Origin of the sequence: Occallatibacter sp. (assembly GCF_049802275.1) — a bacterium.
GTDB lineage: Bacteria > Acidobacteriota > Terriglobia > Terriglobales > Acidobacteriaceae > Telmatobacter.
This window is the reverse complement of record NZ_JBARMD010000038.1, coordinates 1-16,713: the sequence shown is the minus strand read 5'-3', so window position 1 is coordinate 16,713 and position 16,713 is coordinate 1. Positions and strand designations below refer to the sequence as shown.

The following is a 16,713-nucleotide window of genomic DNA, read 5'->3' as shown; positions in this document are numbered from 1 at the left end:
TGTTTGATGGGGCGGGCACAGGGCGGCGCGTCGGGGCCGGTACATCTCCAGGTTGACGATATGCAGCACCCACTGGGGATTGACGATGCGACGCCGCGGTTTTCGTGGCAAATGAAGGATGGTGCCCACGGAGCGCGGGAGACAGCCTATCGCGTGCTGGTGGCCACGCGTGCGGACTTGCTGACGGACGGCAAAGCGGATGTGTGGGACAGCGGCAAGGTGAACTCAGGTCAGTCGCTGAATGTGAAGTATGCAGGCCCGGCGCTGAAGCCGAGTTCGCGGTATTGGTGGCGCGTGGAGATTTGTGGGGCGGACGGAAATACATACCCCGCGAGTGCCGCAGCGTGGTGGGAGACGGGGTTGCTCAACCAGAGCGCCTGGCGCGGGGAGTGGATCGGGTGGGAAACGGCGGAAGAAGCCGCGGTGCGAAAAGCGCCTTCGGTGTGGATTGCGAATCCAGACGTCGTGCCGGGAAGGGGGAAACCGAGCAGCGAGCAGAAGTTCGCGTATCGAACAACGCTGAAGGTTGAAAAGCCGGTGCGGCAGGCGATTCTGTTTGCCACCGCGGAGGATACGGCTTCAGCCTGGGTGAATGGGCAACCAGTGCTGATTGCGGCGCCATATCCGCCGTATCACCATTTGCCTTGGAAGAAGTTTGTGCGCGCCGACGTGACAGCGCAGTTGGCGGATGGGCAGAACTCGATCGCGATCGAGAGTGTGCACTACATCGACAAATACGGCGAAAGCAGGAGGAAGGATGCTCCGCCGATGATTGCGACCGTGGTGCTGCTCTATAAGGATGGGACCACGGCCGAGTTTGGGACTGATGAGACGTGGAAGAGCGCGGAAGCTCCCAGAGATGGGTGGCAGAAGCGAGGATTTGATGATGCGGAATGGAAGAACGCGGTGCTGTGGAAGCAGGCCAGCGGGCCAGAGGAGCAGCCGGTGCTCCAGCCGTGGATTCCCGACAGTGTGAAGGTGTTGTGGAAGCCGTTCGATGCAGGGAAGCCGATACAGTCTGCGCGCTTGTATGCGACGGCGTTGGGGACGTACGAGCTTTATCTGAATGATGCACCGGTCAGGCCAGAGAGCCAGCCACGGATGGCGCCGGGTTGGACCGATTATCGCGAGCGCGTCTTGTACCAGACGTACGACGTTACAGACTTGGTGAAGAGCGGCCAGAACTGGCTGCAGGCGCTGCTGGCTCCGGGTTGGTATTCGACTGCGCTGGAGTGGCTGCAGCAACCGAACAACTATGGCGACACTCCACCGGCGCTGCGGGCGCAGTTGCGCATTGAGTACGCGGACGGGAAAGTGGAATGGGTGGGGACGGACGCGACATGGAAAGCGGACACGTCATTCATCGAGCACTCGGAACTGTATGACGGGGAAACGCAGGATCTGCGTGAACTGTATCGAACGTTTAGCAGGACGGGTGATGGTGCAGCCGAAGGAAAGTCCGTAGAGATTATTCATCCGAAGGAGATCAGGATCGAAGCGCAGGAGTTTCCGTCGATTGGCATCGATCAAGCACTTTCCGTTGTCAAGATGACCGAGCCGAAGCCGGGGGTTTTCATTTACGACTTCGGGCAGAATATGGCGGGAGTAGAGAAGCTTGCTGTATCGGGAGCGGCAGGCACAGACGTGCAGGTGCGGGTGGGCGAGGCGCTGAATCCGGATGGAACGCTGTACACGGAGAACCTGAGAACGGCGAAGGCAACAGATCACTTCATTCTTTCGGGACTCGCGATCGATGTACTGGTACCGCATTTCACTTTTCACGGATTCCGCTATATCGAGGTCACGGGAGTAAAGAACGCCTCAGACGTGCATGGTGTCTTTGCGCAGGTGTTGCACACGGACTTCAACTTTACAGCGAAGCTGAAGACCGGCAACGCGATGGTCAACAAGCTGTGGAGCAATATTCTGTGGGGGCAGCGATCGAATTTTGTGGGGCTGCCGACAGATTGTCCGCAGCGCGATGAGCGACTCGGATGGGCCGCAGATGCGCAGGTGTTCTGGCGTGCGGCGTCGTACAACGCGGCGCTGGCTCCGTTCACGCGCAAATTTGCCGCCGATCTGCGCGGTACGCAAGTGGGGACGCCCTACTACGGCATCTATGCGCCGGGAACAGCGAGGATTTCGCCGGGCGTTGCGGCGGCGTGGAGCGATGCGGGGGTGATCATTCCGTGGACGTCGTGGCTGCAAACGGGCGATACCAGCGTGATCGACGAGAACTGGGCGGCGATGCGCAAGTATGTCGACGCAATCGACGCGCAGAATCCGGATGGCATCTGGCACAATGATTCGGGAATTCCGTTTGGAGATTGGCTGTCGCTCGAAGGGCGCACACAGGAAGATCTGGTGGCTACAGCGTATTGGGCATACGACGTGAACATGCTGCGCGAGATGGCGCATGCGACGGGACGCACTGAAGAGGAGCAGCACTACGCACAACTCGAAGGAAAGATTCGCGACGCATTCGAGAAGAAGTTTGTGAAAGAGGGCGCATATATTCCGGGAGCCGATAATAGTCCTTCGCCGTTCGGCGATATCAACAATCCCAATGCGAAGGCCAAGGGCGGCGATACGCAGACGAGTTACGTGCTGGCGCTGCATATGAATCTGGTGCCGGACGAGATGCGTGCGCAGGCCGCAGAACGCCTGGTGAAAAAGATCGAAGACAATCATGGCCTGCTGGGCACGGGTTTCGTTGGCACACCTTACATATTGGAGGAACTGACGAAGACCGGCCATTCGAAGCTCGCCTACGATCTGCTGCTGAGCACCGGGATGCCGTCGTGGGGCTACGTGATTGACCATGGCGGCACGACTACCTGGGAGCGGTGGAACGGCGACGAGATGATGGGCGATCCGCAGATGAACTCGTATAACCACTACGCATACGGTGCAGTGGCCGACTGGATCTACCGCTTCGCTGCGGGAGTGGATGCATCGCCGCTGAATGCGGGCTTCCACACGGTGGTGCTGCACCCCGTGTTTGACGCGCGGTTGTCGCCGCTGGAGTTCAGCTACGCCTCGTCGTATGGGGAGATCAAGTCGAGTTGGACGGTGAAGGGCAAGTCGGCGGAGTGGAACGTTACGCTGCCGGCGAATACCACGGGCTTGCTGGAATTGAAGGATACCGAAGCGGCACGATACAAGTTGGATGGTGTGCGGTTGAGCGAGAGCCCGCTTGCGAAAAAGGTCGATGGCGGATTTGAGTTGGCGGCAGGGAGTTATCGGTTTGAGACGGAGTTTTGAGGGGGCAGGTGGCCCGGTCAAGAGATAGCCAATAAGCCGGCGTGCCCCATTCATCCACAGGTTTATCGTGGATGAGTGGGAGACCACGACACTTCACCAGGCGGGTGCCGCGGTCCCTCGCTTTTGGGGATCGGGGATATCGATACGATGCAACCGATCGCTTCAATTCGCCCCCCGGATACGTCTATGACGCCGCTCCTCGCTTATCTCTTCAGCGAAGCGTCCGGCCGCTGGTCGATTTCTACCGGCAAAGAACGAGACTCCGAATCCGGCAATGACTACTTCGGGGCGAGATATTACGCATCCACGATGGGCCGGTTCTTGTCGCCTGATCCGTCCGGGCTCGTGTACGCCGATCCGAAAAATCCGCAGAGCCTTAATCTGTACGCCTATGTCTTGAATAATCCGTTGAAATATACAGACCCAACGGGGCTGGATTGCGTGTACTTCAACGACGCCGGTAACGGAGTCGAATCCGTCGATCACAACAGCAACTCCGGCGAATGCGGCAGCAACGGCGGCGACTGGGTTAACGGAACCACATATGCCAATCTAGCCGCTTACAACAGCAAGAGCGATACTTGGCAGATCGCCTCTTGGGGCAATGAAGGTGGCACTCCATCGGTTTATTGGACTACAGCCTATGCCCCTGGCCTTGGGGGCGGCGGAACAGATCAGAGTGGGAATTCAATTCCATGTTCAGGTAACTGTGACACTGCAGATGGATATTCGCAGACGGGTTATGGTTTCTTCGGTCCCCAGATAGCCAACGGCAACTGGTACGACGCCCTTCACTGGGCTGTCGGGCAGACCAACCAAGTAAACAAATTTCAAAAGTGGATCATCAACGACCCAAATGGCCGGAACTGGTGCGGCGCAGGGGGTACGGGCGCACCGAGTGGAAGTGACGATTGGGCCTGCATGGCTCACGACTACAACTACATGAGTACCGGGAATACGTGGCCGGGGAACAACTACAACCCATTCTCGAAGTCGGGACAGACACTTCAAGACATTAACCAAACCCTCTGTAACAACGTTTCTTCGTCAAACATTAAAAGCTTCTTCACTGCCGCCGTTCAGGGTTGTCGCTAAGGAGGGGATGGATGAAAGCGAATTCCATTCGTTGGGCACCGCTTGCGTTGGCGGGAATTGTTGCTGTCGTTCTGACCTGGTTCGGTTTGATGGGTTCGGCATTTAGCCAGCCGGGACAGCAAAATCCGGTTGCCGTCACGCTCATTTGGTTGCTGCCCTTGTTGTCTTTGCCGACGTTGGTCACCTATTCGCTTTGGAAACGGGTGTCTCCGGCGGTGTTATGGGTGCTCGTACTCTGCCAATGGATATCATTTTCGTGGATCAACTGGGACTCGTCCCTGCACGGGCAATCCACGACCTCGAATCCAATTCTGCTTGCGCTGAGCGGTGGAGTTGCTTTTCCAGTATGGTGCTGGATCATCATCGCCGGCCTATGCCAGTTTGAGTACCGTCTCCGCCGCAGAGGATTGAATACCGACGAGGCTCAAAATGGAAGCCACATACGTCTATGACGATGCATCTCATTTTGCGCATTCCTGTGCTTTGTTGACATCACGTAGTACCGGCAAAGAACGCGATTCCGAATCAGGTAACGACTACTTCGAAGCCCGCTACTACGGTTCATCAATGGGGAGAATGCTTTCGCCCGATCCAATCGGTGGCGATATGACGAATCCTCAGTCATTGAACAAGTACGGCAGGTGGCCCGGTCATTTTCCCAATCGTTCGCGGGAATCCGAATTGCTGGTCTGTGCCCCGTTCATCGCGTCTTTTGCGATGAGCGGGGAGGGTCATCGAAAACGGCAAGGTAGCTGTAACATCAGACCATGCCCCGCGGCCTCAAGCGGGTGCCCCGCGTCCGGATTTTCGGACGTGGGATAGCAATCACTGTGACCGGCTGATGTATTCTTTCTCGTTATGCCGCGCGGCCTCATTCGTTATCACCACACCGGGAGCTTTCACTTCATCACCTTCAGTTGTTTCCACCGCCTTCCGCATCTGGGCGGGGCGGCTGCATGTGATCTGTTCGAAGATGCCCTGGAGCGAACCCGGCGAAGATACCGTTTCGTGGTTGCGGGCTATGTAGTCATGCCGGAGCATGTTCATTTGCTCGTCGGCGAGCCACGCAGAGGCGCGGTCGCCGACGTCATCCATGCCCTAAAGCTCTCCGTTGTTCTACGCAGGCACGAGCGTCCATTCTGGCAGGCGCGGTACTATGACTTCAACGTGCGCACAACCGGGAAGCGCATCGAGAAGCTCCGATACATGCATCGCAACCCGGTCAAGCGCGGGCTGGTGAGTACGCCCGAAGACTGGCAGTGGTCGAGCTTTCTGCACTACGCGACAGGAAAGGAAGGCGTCGTTGAAATTGAATCGGAGTGGACCGCAGCGCGCCGTGGCTTTCGTCTGCCGACCGAGTATGAATCACCGTAGACGTCCGGTTGAGGTCTGTTAAATCCCATGTCCGAGAGTCCGGACATGGGGCACCCAAGGTGATGGTGGTAGTTACACCAACGAGGGACCTGGGCCACCCGCCGGGTGCCCACATCTCGATTTTGAGATGTGGGTTTACGCTTACGACGCGGTGGTCTGCAGTTATGACGCTCACTGCCGCATGTGCATTCAGCGTAGCGTCTGACACACGGGCCATTTCTACCGGCAAAGAACAAGATCCGAGATCCAAGTTCCCGGGTCATGGATTCACACCGACACTGCCGTGCACCAGATAGATTAGAAAGATGGTCCAATCCCCAGCCAGGTGGAGAGCAGAGCTTGCGGCGATGATTTCGCTTGCCGTGCCTGTTGTGCTGAGCGAGCTTGGCTGGATGGCACAGGGTGTTGTGGACAACATCATGGTGGGCCGGCTGGGGCCGGTGGCGATCGGGGCCGTAGCGCTGGGAAACGCGGTCTGCTATACGCCCTCGCTCTTCGGGATCGGCCTGCTGCTGGGCCTGGACACGCTGGTTTCGCAGGCCTACGGGCGGCGCGATCACGATGAGTGCCATCGCTGGCTGGCGCAGGGCGTCTATCTGGCGTGCATCATCACGCCGCCAATCATGATCCTGCTGATTGGGCTCAGCTACAGGTTTACGCACTTCGGAGTCATTCCCGAAGTTGCAATTTTGTCGGGCGGTTATCTGCGCATTCTTAGCTGGGGAACACTGCCACTGCTGCTTTACGGTGGGACGCGCCGTTACCTGCAAGGCGTGGGACAGGTGCGAGTGATCACGCTGACTTATGTGCTGGCAAATCTACTGAACTGGTTCGGCAACTGGGTGTTGATCTACGGCAGGCTGGGTTTTCCTGCATTCGGGGTAAACGGATCGGCCATCTCAACATGCATTGCGCGCGTGGGAATGGCGGTGGCATTGCTGGGGTTTGCGTGGAACTACGAGCGCAGGCGCGGACATCCGCTGTTTGCGCATTGGGCGGGGCCGCAGTTGGATCGCCTGCGTCAACTGGTGCGCATCGGTGCTCCGGCAGCGGGCCAGATTCTGCTGGAAGTTGGTGCATGGAATCTGAGTACATTTGCGGCGGGATATCTGACGCCGGTGGCGCTGGCGGCGCATAGCATTGCACTGAATTACGCGAGCATCTCGTACATGGTTCCTCTGGGAATGGGTGCGGCAGCGGCGGTCAGTGTGGGCCACGCAATCGGCGCAGGCGATCCCGCGCGCGCACGAAGAGCGGGATGGATGGCGCTGGCGCTCGGCACGGGTTTCATGGTGTGCGCGGGTGTGGTGTTCTTTGTGGCGCCGGGACCGCTGATCACGCTGTATACGCATGACGCGCGCGTGCTCGCAGTGGGACCAAGCCTGCTTTGGATTGCGGCTGCGTTCCAGATTTTCGATGGCATCCAGACCGTATCGACAGGAGCGCTTCGCGGACTGGGTGAGACTCGCGTCCCGATGATCGCGAACCTTGTCGGCTACTGGACGATGGGGTTGCCGCTTGGTTTCATCCTGTGTTTCGTATTGAAGTGGGGAATCTACGGGATGTGGATTGGGCTGACACTTTCCCTGGTTGTGATTGCGCTTGCGGTGCTATTTCGGTGGAACAGGGATTCCGTGCGGGTGGCGCTGGCGCCTTCAAAAATATAGGTTTAGCCAGTGATCCAGCGATGCTGTCGTTGCCTCGAACGGCGGGCGGATCACCTCAATACGAAAGCCTTTGTTCGAGAGATGAACACCCATTGCTGTGAAAGGTACTTACGGTGCAAAGTGGTGTGTCTGCAAGCGGTACGGGTTACCTCGATGGTGACTATAATCACAAGTGAGCGAAGTTGTCGCTTTCCATCGCGTCTTTTCAGGAATCCGTACTCCGATGCCAAGGTCCGGCGTTATGGCGACCGCAAGGTTGCAACGATCTCGGACGGCCAATGAACATGGAATCCCGGTCCTGGACGCGCGGAAATTCACCTGAAGGGAATCCCGCCAAATGGCGACTGGAGACCTGGCTCTGGGTCAAGAACAGAGCGCGATCAGCGCGCAAAAGCGCGTAGTCAACGATTTCAGCATCAACGTAGCAACGGTGAACGGGTCCGGCTCGCAATCCGCCAATAGCGTACTGCTGAAGAGCATCTTTGGAATGGGAATTCCCGTCAGCGGGAAAAACCTGTTTCCCTCGAACATCGCCGGACTTCCCACCTGGTACACGATTCGCGCAAGCAAGGACGGGTATGTTGCCCGTACGCGCGATGCAGAATTCCTGGTGGCTCTGAATCCCGAGACAGCAAAGAGCGACATCGAGGCGTTGCCTGCGGGCGGCGTGGCGATCTACGAAGAAAATGCGAACCTGAAGCAGTACCGCAGCGATGTTGTCTGCTATCCGGTTCCATTCGACAAGATCACCGCGGCGGTCTGCACGGAAGCCAAACTGCGCAAGCTCGTCAAGAATATGGTGTACGTGGGCGTGGTGGCGCAACTGCTCTCGATTGATCTGGCCGTAGTTGAGCACAGCGTCAAAAAGCAGTTTGCGAAGAAGCAGAAAGTGTTCGATCTGAACTTCGGCGCGGTGAAGGCTGGATTCGACTACGCACAGGAGAAGCTGGTCAAGCAGGACCCATTCTTCCTGGAGCGGATGAATCAGACAGCAGGGAAGATCATCATCGACGGCAACGCGGCGTGCGGCATGGGCGCGGTGTTCGCGGGCGTAACGGTGGTGGCGTGGTATCCCATTACGCCGTCCACGTCGCTGGTGGAGGCGACGACGGATCTGCTGAAGAAGTTTCGCGTAACTCCCGAAGGCAAGGCGACGTTTGCTGTGGTGCAGGCCGAGGATGAACTCGCCGCGATCGGCATGGTGCTGGGCGCGGGCTGGGCCGGAGCACGGTCGATGACGTCGACCTCCGGACCGGGAATTTCGCTGATGGGCGAGTTTTCGGGGCTGGGATATTACGCAGAGATTCCTGGCGTGATTTTCGATGTGCAGCGCACGGGACCTTCAACGGGCATGCCGACGCGCACGCAACAGTCAGATCTGCTGTCGACGGTATTCCTGTCGCACGGCGACAAAAAGCATGTTGTGTTGCTGCCCGGCTCAGTGAAGGAATGCTTTGAACTGAGCATGGAGGCTTTCAACCTCGCTGAGCGTTTGCAGACACCTGTTTTCGTATTGACCGATCTTGACCTGGGCATGAATAACTGGATGTCGGAGCAGTTCACGTATCCTGAGAAGCCACTCGACCGCGGCAAGGTGCTGACGAAGGAAGATCTGGACCGGCTAGGCAGCTTCGCTCGCTACAGAGATGTCGACGGCGATGCAATCGGCTGGCGTACGCTGCCGGGTACGATGCATCCCAAGGCCGCATATTTCACGCGTGGATCGGGACACAACGATGCTGCGGGATACACCGAGAAGCCCGACGAGTACCAGGCGGTGATGGAGCGGCTGCTGCGCAAATTTGAGAATGCGCGCAAGCTGGTTCCCGCACCGGTTGTTGTGAAAGATGGGACTTCGCGCGTCGGCATTCTCGCGTTTGGCACAACCGACTTCGCACTTCGCGAAAGCCTTGACCAGATCAAGAAAGAACTCGGCAAGGATGTGGATTATATGCGCATTCGCGCGTATCCGTTTGCGCACGAGATTCACGACTTTGTCGCGGCGCACGACCGCGTGTACGTGGTGGAGCAGAATCGCGACGCACAGCTTGCGAGCTTGCTGAAGCTGGATCTGCCGGCGGAGCAGGTTGTGAAGCTGCGCAGCATTCTGCATTACAACGGGCTGCCGATCGATGCCCGCACAATCACAGAAGAATTTGTAACGAAGGAGGGCCTGTAAACATGGCTACTCAAACTTCAGGCCCCAAGTTAAATCACATCGGGCTTCCGGTACTTGAATATCGCGGCGGCAAGTCGACGCTGTGCGCCGGCTGCGGCCACAACGCAATCTCTGAGCGCATCATCGATGCGATGTTTGAGATGGGTGTTGAGCCCGAGCGTGTGATGAAGATGAGCGGCATCGGCTGCTCGTCGAAAAGCCCGGCGTACTTCATGAGCCGGTCGCACAGCTTCAACTCGGTGCACGGACGCATGCCGTCGGTTTCGACGGGCGCGCACCTGGCAAATCACACCAACATGCTGCTGGGCGTCTCCGGCGACGGCGATACGGCTTCGATCGGCATGGGACAGTTTGTCCACATGATGCGCCGCAATCTCCCCATGATCTATATCATCGAAGACAACGGTGTGTACGGATTAACCAAGGGCCAGTTCTCGGCGACAGCGGATATCGGCTCGAAGCTGAAGACCGGCGTCATCAACGACCTTCCAGCGATCGATACCTGCGCACTGGCAATCCAGCTGGGCGCGACGTTTGTAGGGCGCTCGTTTTCAGGCGACAAGAAACAGTTGCTCTCGATGCTGAAGGCTGCGATTGCTCACAAGGGAACTGTGATGCTCGACGTGATCAGCCCATGCGTGACCTTCAACGATCACGAGGGTTCGACGAAGAGCTACAAATTCATGCAGGAATTCGACGAGCCGATTAATGAGGTTGGCTTTGTTGCCAGCTTCGACGATATCGCTGTCGATTACGACTCGGGCCAGGTGTATGAAGTAGAGATGCACGATGGCTCAAGCCTGCGCCTGCGCAAGCTGCACGAGGACTACGATCCGACCGACAAGGCCAACGCTGTGAAGACGCTGATGGAGGCCGAGGAGAAGAACGAGGTCCTCACCGGTGTGTTCTACATCAACACTGAGAAGCCCACGTTTACCGATCTGCTTGGCTTGGTGGATGAGCCGCTGGCGACGCTGCCGGAATCAATGACCCGTCCGCCTAAGTCAGCACTTGATGCGCTGATGGCGAATCTGCAGTAGAGCAGTTGTCAGTGATCAGTTTTCTGTGGTCAGTAAAAAGCCCCGCGGAATGCGGGGCTTTTCATTGGATTGTAAGCAAGCCTGGGGAGTGATCAAAGAAGTCCGATCTACGCTCCAAATGCTTCGGCGGCTGCTTCTGCTACGGCCTGATCCTGTTTGCCCAGGCCGCCGCTGACGCCTACCGCGCCTACGACCTGGCCTTTGACCTTCAGTGGAACTCCGCCGGCAAAGACCATGACGCGGCCGTGATTCGAAGCATGGATCCCGAAGAACTGATCCCCGCTCTGCGAGTTCTCGCCCAGTGCCTTGGTCTCAATGTCGAACGCACGTGAAGTGAAAGCCTTGTTGATGGCGATATCGATGCTGCCAATCCAGGCGCCCTCCATGCGTTCGAAGGCCACCAGGTTTGCACCCGCATCCACGATTGCGATGTTCATGGGCACGCTGATTTCCTTTGCTTTCTCCTGCCCGGCGCGAATCACCTTACGCGCAGCCTCAAGCGAAACGCCCAGCGCCTTGCCTGTCGTTTCCGATGTCGAACTCGCCATATGTTCCTCCGGGGTGCATCTTATCAAGCTGCACGTAAAATGCTCCCGGCCTTTTCGATGCCGCAGGAATGTGCAGGTTGCCCTTTGTTTGGAGATCGCGTTGGATCGCCTGGAGGAGGACATCACGTCTCAAAGGATCGCTGTAAAACGGCGGACGAGGCAGAGAAGTACGTGGCAGCCGGGTGGAATTCAGCAGAAATTCATCCGGCACATCCCACAAGAAAAGCCGGCCTGCGCACGGGCAGTCCGGCCTTGAGTTGAAGCAAAGTCTAGCTTTGATTAGTTCTGAGCTACGATGCGGAGGTGTTATGGATGCCCATTGCAGTGAGCTTCGCACGGGCTTGCGAGGCTTCAGGAGTCTGTGGGTGCCGCGCGATTAGTTGGCGGAGTTCGTGGACACCGGCATCTTTCTTGCCTTGCTGGATCAGGGCAAATCCTTTGTGAAGCTGCGCTGCCGCGGCCTTCGAACTTCCGCTGAAGCCTTCCAGCACCGCGTTGTAGCTCTTGATAGCTTCGGCGTAGTTGCCCTGCCGGTAGGCAATTTCACCGAGATAAAACTGCGCGCTGCCGGAGAGATCGTCCATCGGGTAGTAGTGGACCACGTCTTGAAACTCGCCGGAAGCGACGGAGTATTTGGCGGCGTTATAGTCGCGCAGTCCAGCCTGAAATGTCTCTTTGAGCGGCGGCATGGCGCTGGGGACGTTGTTCGCGATAGGTTGCCCGGGACCGCCCGGTGCGCCACCTGGACCTGCTCCGTCGGACCCAGGCGAAGCGCCTGGCTGTGCGCCTGAAGGCCCGCTTTGAATATTCTGCAACTGGCTTTGCAGGTCCTGGATCGACTTGTCGAGCTTGGCGATGCGCGACTTCAATTCGTCGACGGAGTCATTGAGGGACTGAACCTGTCCAGAGGCGGTGTCGATTTTGCCGCTCAAGCCGTCGCTCTGCTGGTTGATCTTCTGTTGCAGAGCATTCACCGCCTGGCTCATCTGGTTGGAATTATCGGCAGTCTGTTCAACCAGGTGCTGCAGCACTCCGAAGCGAGTGTCGACGGTAGACTGCAGACGTTGCATCATATCGAGCAGCTGCTGTACCTGGGTTTGCAGTTCGACAATCTCCTTCGACACTGCATGTGCGCGCACGGGAGACAAGATAAGAACCGCGGTAAGAACACCAGCCGCAACCGAACGATGACGGAGTGTGAATGCTTTATTCATCGAACACCTACGAAGTGAAGTTTGCGCCCGATCCAGCCCGCAGAAAGGGCACATTATTGGTTAGACGAGAACCGCGAAGCGCCGTGCTGCCTGAGGCTCAACCACGTTTGTGCGAACCCCGCTGCGGAGACTGCCGCCTTCAAGAGCGTTGGGCGGCATCGTGTTGTGCGACGCCGCCCATAACACTAATGGCATCTTAAGTTACTGGTCGAGCGAGAAGCCGGCGCGGCGGTTTTGCTGCCAGCAGGCTTCGGTTGATTCGGTGCAGAAGGGCTTTTCCTTGCCGTAGCTCACCACGCGAATGCGGCTGGCAGCAACCCCGGCAGTGACCAGCGCGTTCTTTGCGGCATCGGCGCGATTCTGCCCCAGACCGATGTTGTATTCATTTGAGCCGCGTTCGTCGCAGTATCCGCCAATGACGATTCGCATGTTCGGATTGCTATTCAGAAACGCCGCGTCCTTGGATAACGTGGCCTGTGCATCGGCTCGGACGTCGTACGCGTCGTAGTCGAAGAAGATGTCCTGCATGTTGGCCTTGAACTCTTCTTCCGCCGACATTGTGTTGGTGGGCTGTGTCACGGGTGGCGGAGCCGAAACAGTGACGCGCGCAGTGTCGTCTGCCATTCCACCTTCACCCTTCGCTACAAGATGGTAGTTGGTGGAAGTCGTCGGGGTAACGGTCTTGGTGCCGGAGGTGGGAACGTCGCCAATGCCTTCGATCACGACACTGGTTGCGTCCGTCGTTTTCCAGGCGAGAGTCACCTGGTCGCCAGCCGAAATGGCCGTGGGTTGTGCCGCAATATGGGCAGTGGGTGCGGGAACTGTGACGGGAGGCGCTGTTTGCGCCACCGGGGGAGGCGTCTTCTTCTTACAACCAGCTATGGCAACAAGGGCTACAAGCAAAGCAGGAACCAGAACGCGAGCGCGACGTTTCAATTCGGAACTCCTTCCGCAAGAGCATTTGCGTGCTTGGATCATATTTTCCATTTTAGCTCCGGGAATGCGTCGGGAAAGCAACAGAGCGCACTAAGCCCTGTTATCTCTCGATGTTCGTCGCCTTCACGGGAACGTTGTGTTGTGCCTGCTCTTTGCAGGATGCGCAAATACTCTGGGCTGGCAGGCGAGGTTCCGCGTGGTGTGACCACGGGTTCCAGATCCCGGGCAAAAGGTGCTAAACGGTTTAAAATCAGCATTCAGGATATTCGAGAAACTGGGAACGTCTTGGGCGTTGGCGAGGCTGCAGCGGGATTCGGATATCCATGATTGAGAATCAGGGAGACTCTATGTACCTCCGTAACCATCGACTCTTTGCCGCGATATTCTGCGGCTTCTTTTCAGCACTTGCTGCTGCGCGCGTGTCGGGGGAAACAGTCACGGCAAATACGGCCGATCATGTTGTGCTGCGCCGGCAGGGACAGAACTTTTTGCTGCAGAACCGGGCGGTATGCGCGCACTGGTCGGTGGCGGGAGGAAATTTGAGCGGACTGGTGATCCGGGACCGGATTCATGAGAAGGATATCCCCGTGGATGAACCCTTCCGGATTCTGCTCAAGGATGGAACGATTCTGGATGCCGCGCACCTGAAAATTGCGGGCGAGCCGACCATGACGCATGTAACGCCAACACCAGATTCTGCGCAGCTTGCCGCAACCTTTCCCGGTGAAGCGATCAATGTCGAGATGGAGACGAGCGATCGCACTGTTCATGTGCAGTGGTCGATGGTGCTGCTCGAGGGCTCTCACTATATCCGGCAGATTGTCACGATCGCAGCAGCGGGGGAGTTAGATGTACCCATCAGCCGCGTGCAGTTAATCGATCTCGCACTGCCCGGGGCGCAAGTGGTGGGCTCAGTGAATGGTTCGCCGATTGTGGCAGGGAACCTGTTCGTGGGATTTGAGCATCCGTTGTCGCAAAGCAAGGTGAGAGGAGACAGGGCGACGGCCTGGATGGAGCGTGAGTTGCCACTGCGTGCCGGACAGACCGTTACGTACTCGTCGGTAATCGGAGTGGCGCGCGAAGGCCAGATGCGTCGTGATTTTCTTGCCTACCTCGAACGCGAGCGCGCGCATCCATATCGAACGTTTCTTCACTACAACTCGTGGTACGACCTGGGGTACTTTACACCGTATACCGCAACAGATGCCGTGGATCGCATCAACGCATTCGGACGCGAGCTGACTGAGAAGCGCGGCGTGAAGCTCGATTCATTTTTGTTCGACGATGGCTGGGACAAGCACGATTCGCTATGGAAATTCAACAGCGGGTTTCCCGATGGTTTTACGCCGCTGAAGAATGCGGCGGAAAAATACGATGCCGATCCGGGTGTGTGGATGTCGCCGTGGGGCGGCTACTCCAAGCCGAAGCAGGAGCGGATCGCGTTTGGACATGAGGCGGGATACGAAATTGTAGGCGGCGGTTATGCCTTGTCAGGACCGAAGTATTACGCGGCGTTTCGCGATGTGGCTCTCGAGATGATGCGGAAGTACGGGGTAAACCAGTTCAAGTTTGATGGAACGGGAAATGTGGACTCGGTGTTTCCAGGCAGCCAATTCGATAGCGATTTTTCGGCGATGATTCATCTGATTGGAAAATTACGGGCAGCGAAGCCTGATCTGTTTGTGAATCTGACTACGGGCACGTGGCCTTCGCCGTTCTGGACGATGCATGCGGACTCGATCTGGCGCGGCGGCGAGGATGACTCCACCGCAGGAGTGGGACCGTATCGCGAGCGGTGGATCACCTATCGCGACGCGCAGACGTACGAAGGTGTAGTACAGATGGGGCCGCTCTACCCGCTGAATTCGCTGATGCTGCATGGGCTCATCTACGCGCGGGACCACAAAGAATTGGACAAGGATCCAGGCAACGATTTCCGTAACGAGATTCGTTCGTACTTCGGTACGGGGACGCAGTTGCAGGAGATGTACATCACGCCATCGCTCCTCACGCAGCAGAACTGGGACGACCTGGCGGAGGCGGCGAAGTGGTCGCGTGCAAATGCCGATGTGCTGAAGGATACGCACTGGGTGGGTGGCGATCCGGCGTGGCTCGAGGTGTACGGATGGGCTTCGTGGACGCCGCGGAAGGGCATCCTGGTGTTGCGCAATCCCAGCGATCACGAGCAGACAATCCGGCTGCGGCTGCAGGATGCGTTCGCACTGCCGACGGATGCCGCGAAGGTGTATAGTGCTCGGAGCCCTTGGAAAGACGACGCCAAGAGTGCAGGTAATCCGGCGATTGTGCTTCAGGCAGAAGAAGCACATGAGTTCCACCTCGCTGCGTTCCAGGTACTCACGCTCGACATCCTGCCGGCTCAGAGTGCGATCCGCTGAGGGTGCGCCCTGCTGAGGGAAGGATGGATGCCATGATTACTCCTACACTTCTTGTGCTGGCCGCTGGAATGGGCAGCCGGTACGGTGGATTGAAGCAGCTTGACCCTGTTGGACCAGAAGACGAAACCATCATGGATTACTCGATCTTCGACGCGCGGCGCGCGGGGTTCGGGAAAGTCGTGTTCGTGATTCGGAAGGAGATGGAGCAGGCTTTCAAAGAAAAGATGGGGTCGCGCTATGAAAAACGCGTCCCAGTGGAGTACGTATTTCAAGAGACGGGGAAGCTGATCCCCGGGCTCTTACACCCGGATGGTCGCATCAGGCCGTGGGGCACGACGCACGCAATCCTGATGGCATCTAACACAATCCACGAACCGTTTGGCGTCATCAACGCGGATGATTTCTACGGAGCAAGCAGCTATCGCCTGCTGGCGCAGCACTTGCAATCGGGCACCTCAGACTATGCGATGGTGGGGTTCGTTTTGCGTAACACGCTCTCGGAGTTTGGTACCGTGGCGCGGGGCGTGTGCCATGTGTCGGACGACGGGTACCTGAAAGACATTACGGAACTGAAGTCGATTGAACGCGAGGGGTCGCATATCACCAACATCGACGCCGAAGGGCAGGAGACGGTGTTAAACGGCGGCGAACTGGTCAGCATGAACATGTGGGGATTTACGCCGCAGGTTTTTCCGCAGCTATACGAGCACTTCCAGCGCTTTTTAACACGATATGGAGAAGACATGAATGCCGAATGCTACATTCCGAGTTCGGTGAATACGCTGATCCAGGCGGGACAGGCGCGGGTGAAGGTGTTGCGCTCGGCTGATGCGTGGTTCGGCGTTACATATCGCGAGGATCATCCACGTGTAGTGCAGAGCGTCGGCCGACTCATTGAGCAGGGGACCTACCCCCATCGGCTGTGGCGATGATTGACGAGCAAAGCGTGGCCGCTGCCGCGCGCGCATTCAAATTGGATGGAGAATTTCGAAGCGCGAAG

The 16,713-nt window shown here is 57.7% G+C and carries 13 protein-coding genes; 10 read left to right on the top strand and 3 right to left on the bottom strand.

Annotation, left to right across the window (positions count from 1 at the left end; translation table 11 throughout):
- From WA354_RS01130 to WA354_RS01095, 8 genes are all read left to right on the top strand, one after another.
- A partial coding sequence (locus tag WA354_RS01130) for a family 78 glycoside hydrolase catalytic domain (protein WP_472811170.1) occupies positions 1–3,264 on the top strand: 3,264 nt, incomplete at its 5' end.
- A 147-nt stretch (positions 3,265–3,411) separates the two neighbouring features.
- Positions 3,412–4,359 (top strand): RHS repeat-associated core domain-containing protein, encoded by a 948-nt coding sequence (locus tag WA354_RS01125; protein ID WP_472811169.1) that lies wholly within the window; start codon positions 3,412–3,414, stop codon positions 4,357–4,359.
- An 11-nt stretch (positions 4,360–4,370) separates the two neighbouring features.
- The gene (locus WA354_RS01120; RefSeq protein WP_472811168.1) at positions 4,371–4,811 is read left to right on the top strand and encodes a hypothetical protein; all 441 of its coding nucleotides are present in this window, start codon (positions 4,371–4,373) and stop codon (positions 4,809–4,811) included.
- Positions 4,789–5,181 carry an RHS repeat-associated core domain-containing protein gene (locus tag WA354_RS01115; protein ID WP_472811167.1) on the top strand — a complete coding sequence of 131 codons (393 nt, stop codon included), beginning with the start codon at positions 4,789–4,791 and terminating at the stop codon, positions 5,179–5,181. The genes WA354_RS01120 and WA354_RS01115 overlap by 23 nt, the downstream gene beginning before the upstream one ends.
- Before the next feature lie 36 nt (positions 5,182–5,217).
- The gene (locus WA354_RS01110) at positions 5,218–5,733 is read left to right on the top strand and encodes an REP-associated tyrosine transposase (protein ID WP_472811166.1); all 516 of its coding nucleotides are present in this window, start codon (positions 5,218–5,220) and stop codon (positions 5,731–5,733) included.
- Between the two features lie 347 nt (positions 5,734–6,080).
- Positions 6,081–7,400 (top strand): MATE family efflux transporter, encoded by a 1,320-nt coding sequence (locus WA354_RS01105; RefSeq protein ID WP_472811165.1) that lies wholly within the window; start codon positions 6,081–6,083, stop codon positions 7,398–7,400.
- 337 nt (positions 7,401–7,737) lie between these two features.
- Positions 7,738–9,579 carry a 2-oxoacid:acceptor oxidoreductase subunit alpha gene (locus WA354_RS01100; protein WP_472811164.1) on the top strand — a complete coding sequence of 614 codons (1,842 nt, stop codon included), beginning with the start codon at positions 7,738–7,740 and terminating at the stop codon, positions 9,577–9,579.
- 2 nt (positions 9,580–9,581) lie between these two features.
- The gene (locus tag WA354_RS01095) at positions 9,582–10,619 is read left to right on the top strand and encodes a 2-oxoacid:ferredoxin oxidoreductase subunit beta (RefSeq protein WP_472811163.1); all 1,038 of its coding nucleotides are present in this window, start codon (positions 9,582–9,584) and stop codon (positions 10,617–10,619) included.
- Positions 10,620–10,726: 107 nt separating this feature from the next.
- On the opposite strand, the gene WA354_RS01090 is transcribed toward WA354_RS01095, so the two are convergent.
- The 3 genes from WA354_RS01090 to pal all read right to left on the bottom strand — a co-directional run bounded on the left by WA354_RS01090 (position 10,727) and on the right by pal (position 13,317).
- Complete coding sequence (locus tag WA354_RS01090) at positions 10,727–11,167, bottom strand: GlcG/HbpS family heme-binding protein (RefSeq protein WP_472811162.1); 441 nt, start codon at positions 11,165–11,167, stop codon at positions 10,727–10,729.
- Positions 11,168–11,457: 290 nt separating this feature from the next.
- Positions 11,458–12,381, bottom strand: a complete 924-nt coding sequence (locus WA354_RS01085; RefSeq protein WP_472811161.1) for a tetratricopeptide repeat protein — start codon at positions 12,379–12,381, stop codon at positions 11,458–11,460.
- A 201-nt stretch (positions 12,382–12,582) separates the two neighbouring features.
- Positions 12,583–13,317, bottom strand: a complete 735-nt coding sequence (gene pal / locus WA354_RS01080) for a peptidoglycan-associated lipoprotein Pal (protein WP_472811160.1) — start codon at positions 13,315–13,317, stop codon at positions 12,583–12,585.
- A gap of 347 nt (positions 13,318–13,664) precedes the next feature.
- On the opposite strand from pal, the gene WA354_RS01075 reads away from it, so the two are divergent.
- The gene (locus WA354_RS01075) at positions 13,665–15,713 is read left to right on the top strand and encodes an alpha-galactosidase (protein ID WP_472811159.1); all 2,049 of its coding nucleotides are present in this window, start codon (positions 13,665–13,667) and stop codon (positions 15,711–15,713) included.
- A 32-nt stretch (positions 15,714–15,745) separates the two neighbouring features.
- Complete coding sequence (locus tag WA354_RS01070) at positions 15,746–16,645, top strand: nucleotidyltransferase family protein (protein WP_472811158.1); 900 nt, start codon at positions 15,746–15,748, stop codon at positions 16,643–16,645.
- The last annotated feature ends 68 nt before the right edge of the window (positions 16,646–16,713 follow it).

Excerpts from the sequence above, each read along its gene's own strand:
- WA354_RS01125 (WP_472811169.1), top strand. The coding sequence starts at position 3,412 with ATGCAACCGATCGCTTCAATTCGCCCCCCGGATACGTCTATGACGCCG.
- WA354_RS01120 (WP_472811168.1), top strand. The coding sequence starts at position 4,371 with ATGAAAGCGAATTCCATTCGTTGGGCACCGCTTGCGTTGGCGGGAATT.
- WA354_RS01115 (WP_472811167.1), top strand. The coding sequence starts at position 4,789 with ATGGAAGCCACATACGTCTATGACGATGCATCTCATTTTGCGCATTCC.
- WA354_RS01110 (WP_472811166.1), top strand. The coding sequence starts at position 5,218 with ATGCCGCGCGGCCTCATTCGTTATCACCACACCGGGAGCTTTCACTTC.
- WA354_RS01105 (WP_472811165.1), top strand. The coding sequence starts at position 6,081 with ATGATTTCGCTTGCCGTGCCTGTTGTGCTGAGCGAGCTTGGCTGGATG.
- WA354_RS01100 (WP_472811164.1), top strand. The coding sequence starts at position 7,738 with ATGGCGACTGGAGACCTGGCTCTGGGTCAAGAACAGAGCGCGATCAGC.
- WA354_RS01095 (WP_472811163.1), top strand. The coding sequence starts at position 9,582 with ATGGCTACTCAAACTTCAGGCCCCAAGTTAAATCACATCGGGCTTCCG.
- WA354_RS01090 (WP_472811162.1), bottom strand. The coding sequence starts at position 11,167 with ATGGCGAGTTCGACATCGGAAACGACAGGCAAGGCGCTGGGCGTTTCG.
- WA354_RS01085 (WP_472811161.1), bottom strand. The coding sequence starts at position 12,381 with ATGAATAAAGCATTCACACTCCGTCATCGTTCGGTTGCGGCTGGTGTT.
- WA354_RS01075 (WP_472811159.1), top strand. The coding sequence starts at position 13,665 with ATGTACCTCCGTAACCATCGACTCTTTGCCGCGATATTCTGCGGCTTC.
- WA354_RS01070 (WP_472811158.1), top strand. The coding sequence starts at position 15,746 with ATGATTACTCCTACACTTCTTGTGCTGGCCGCTGGAATGGGCAGCCGG.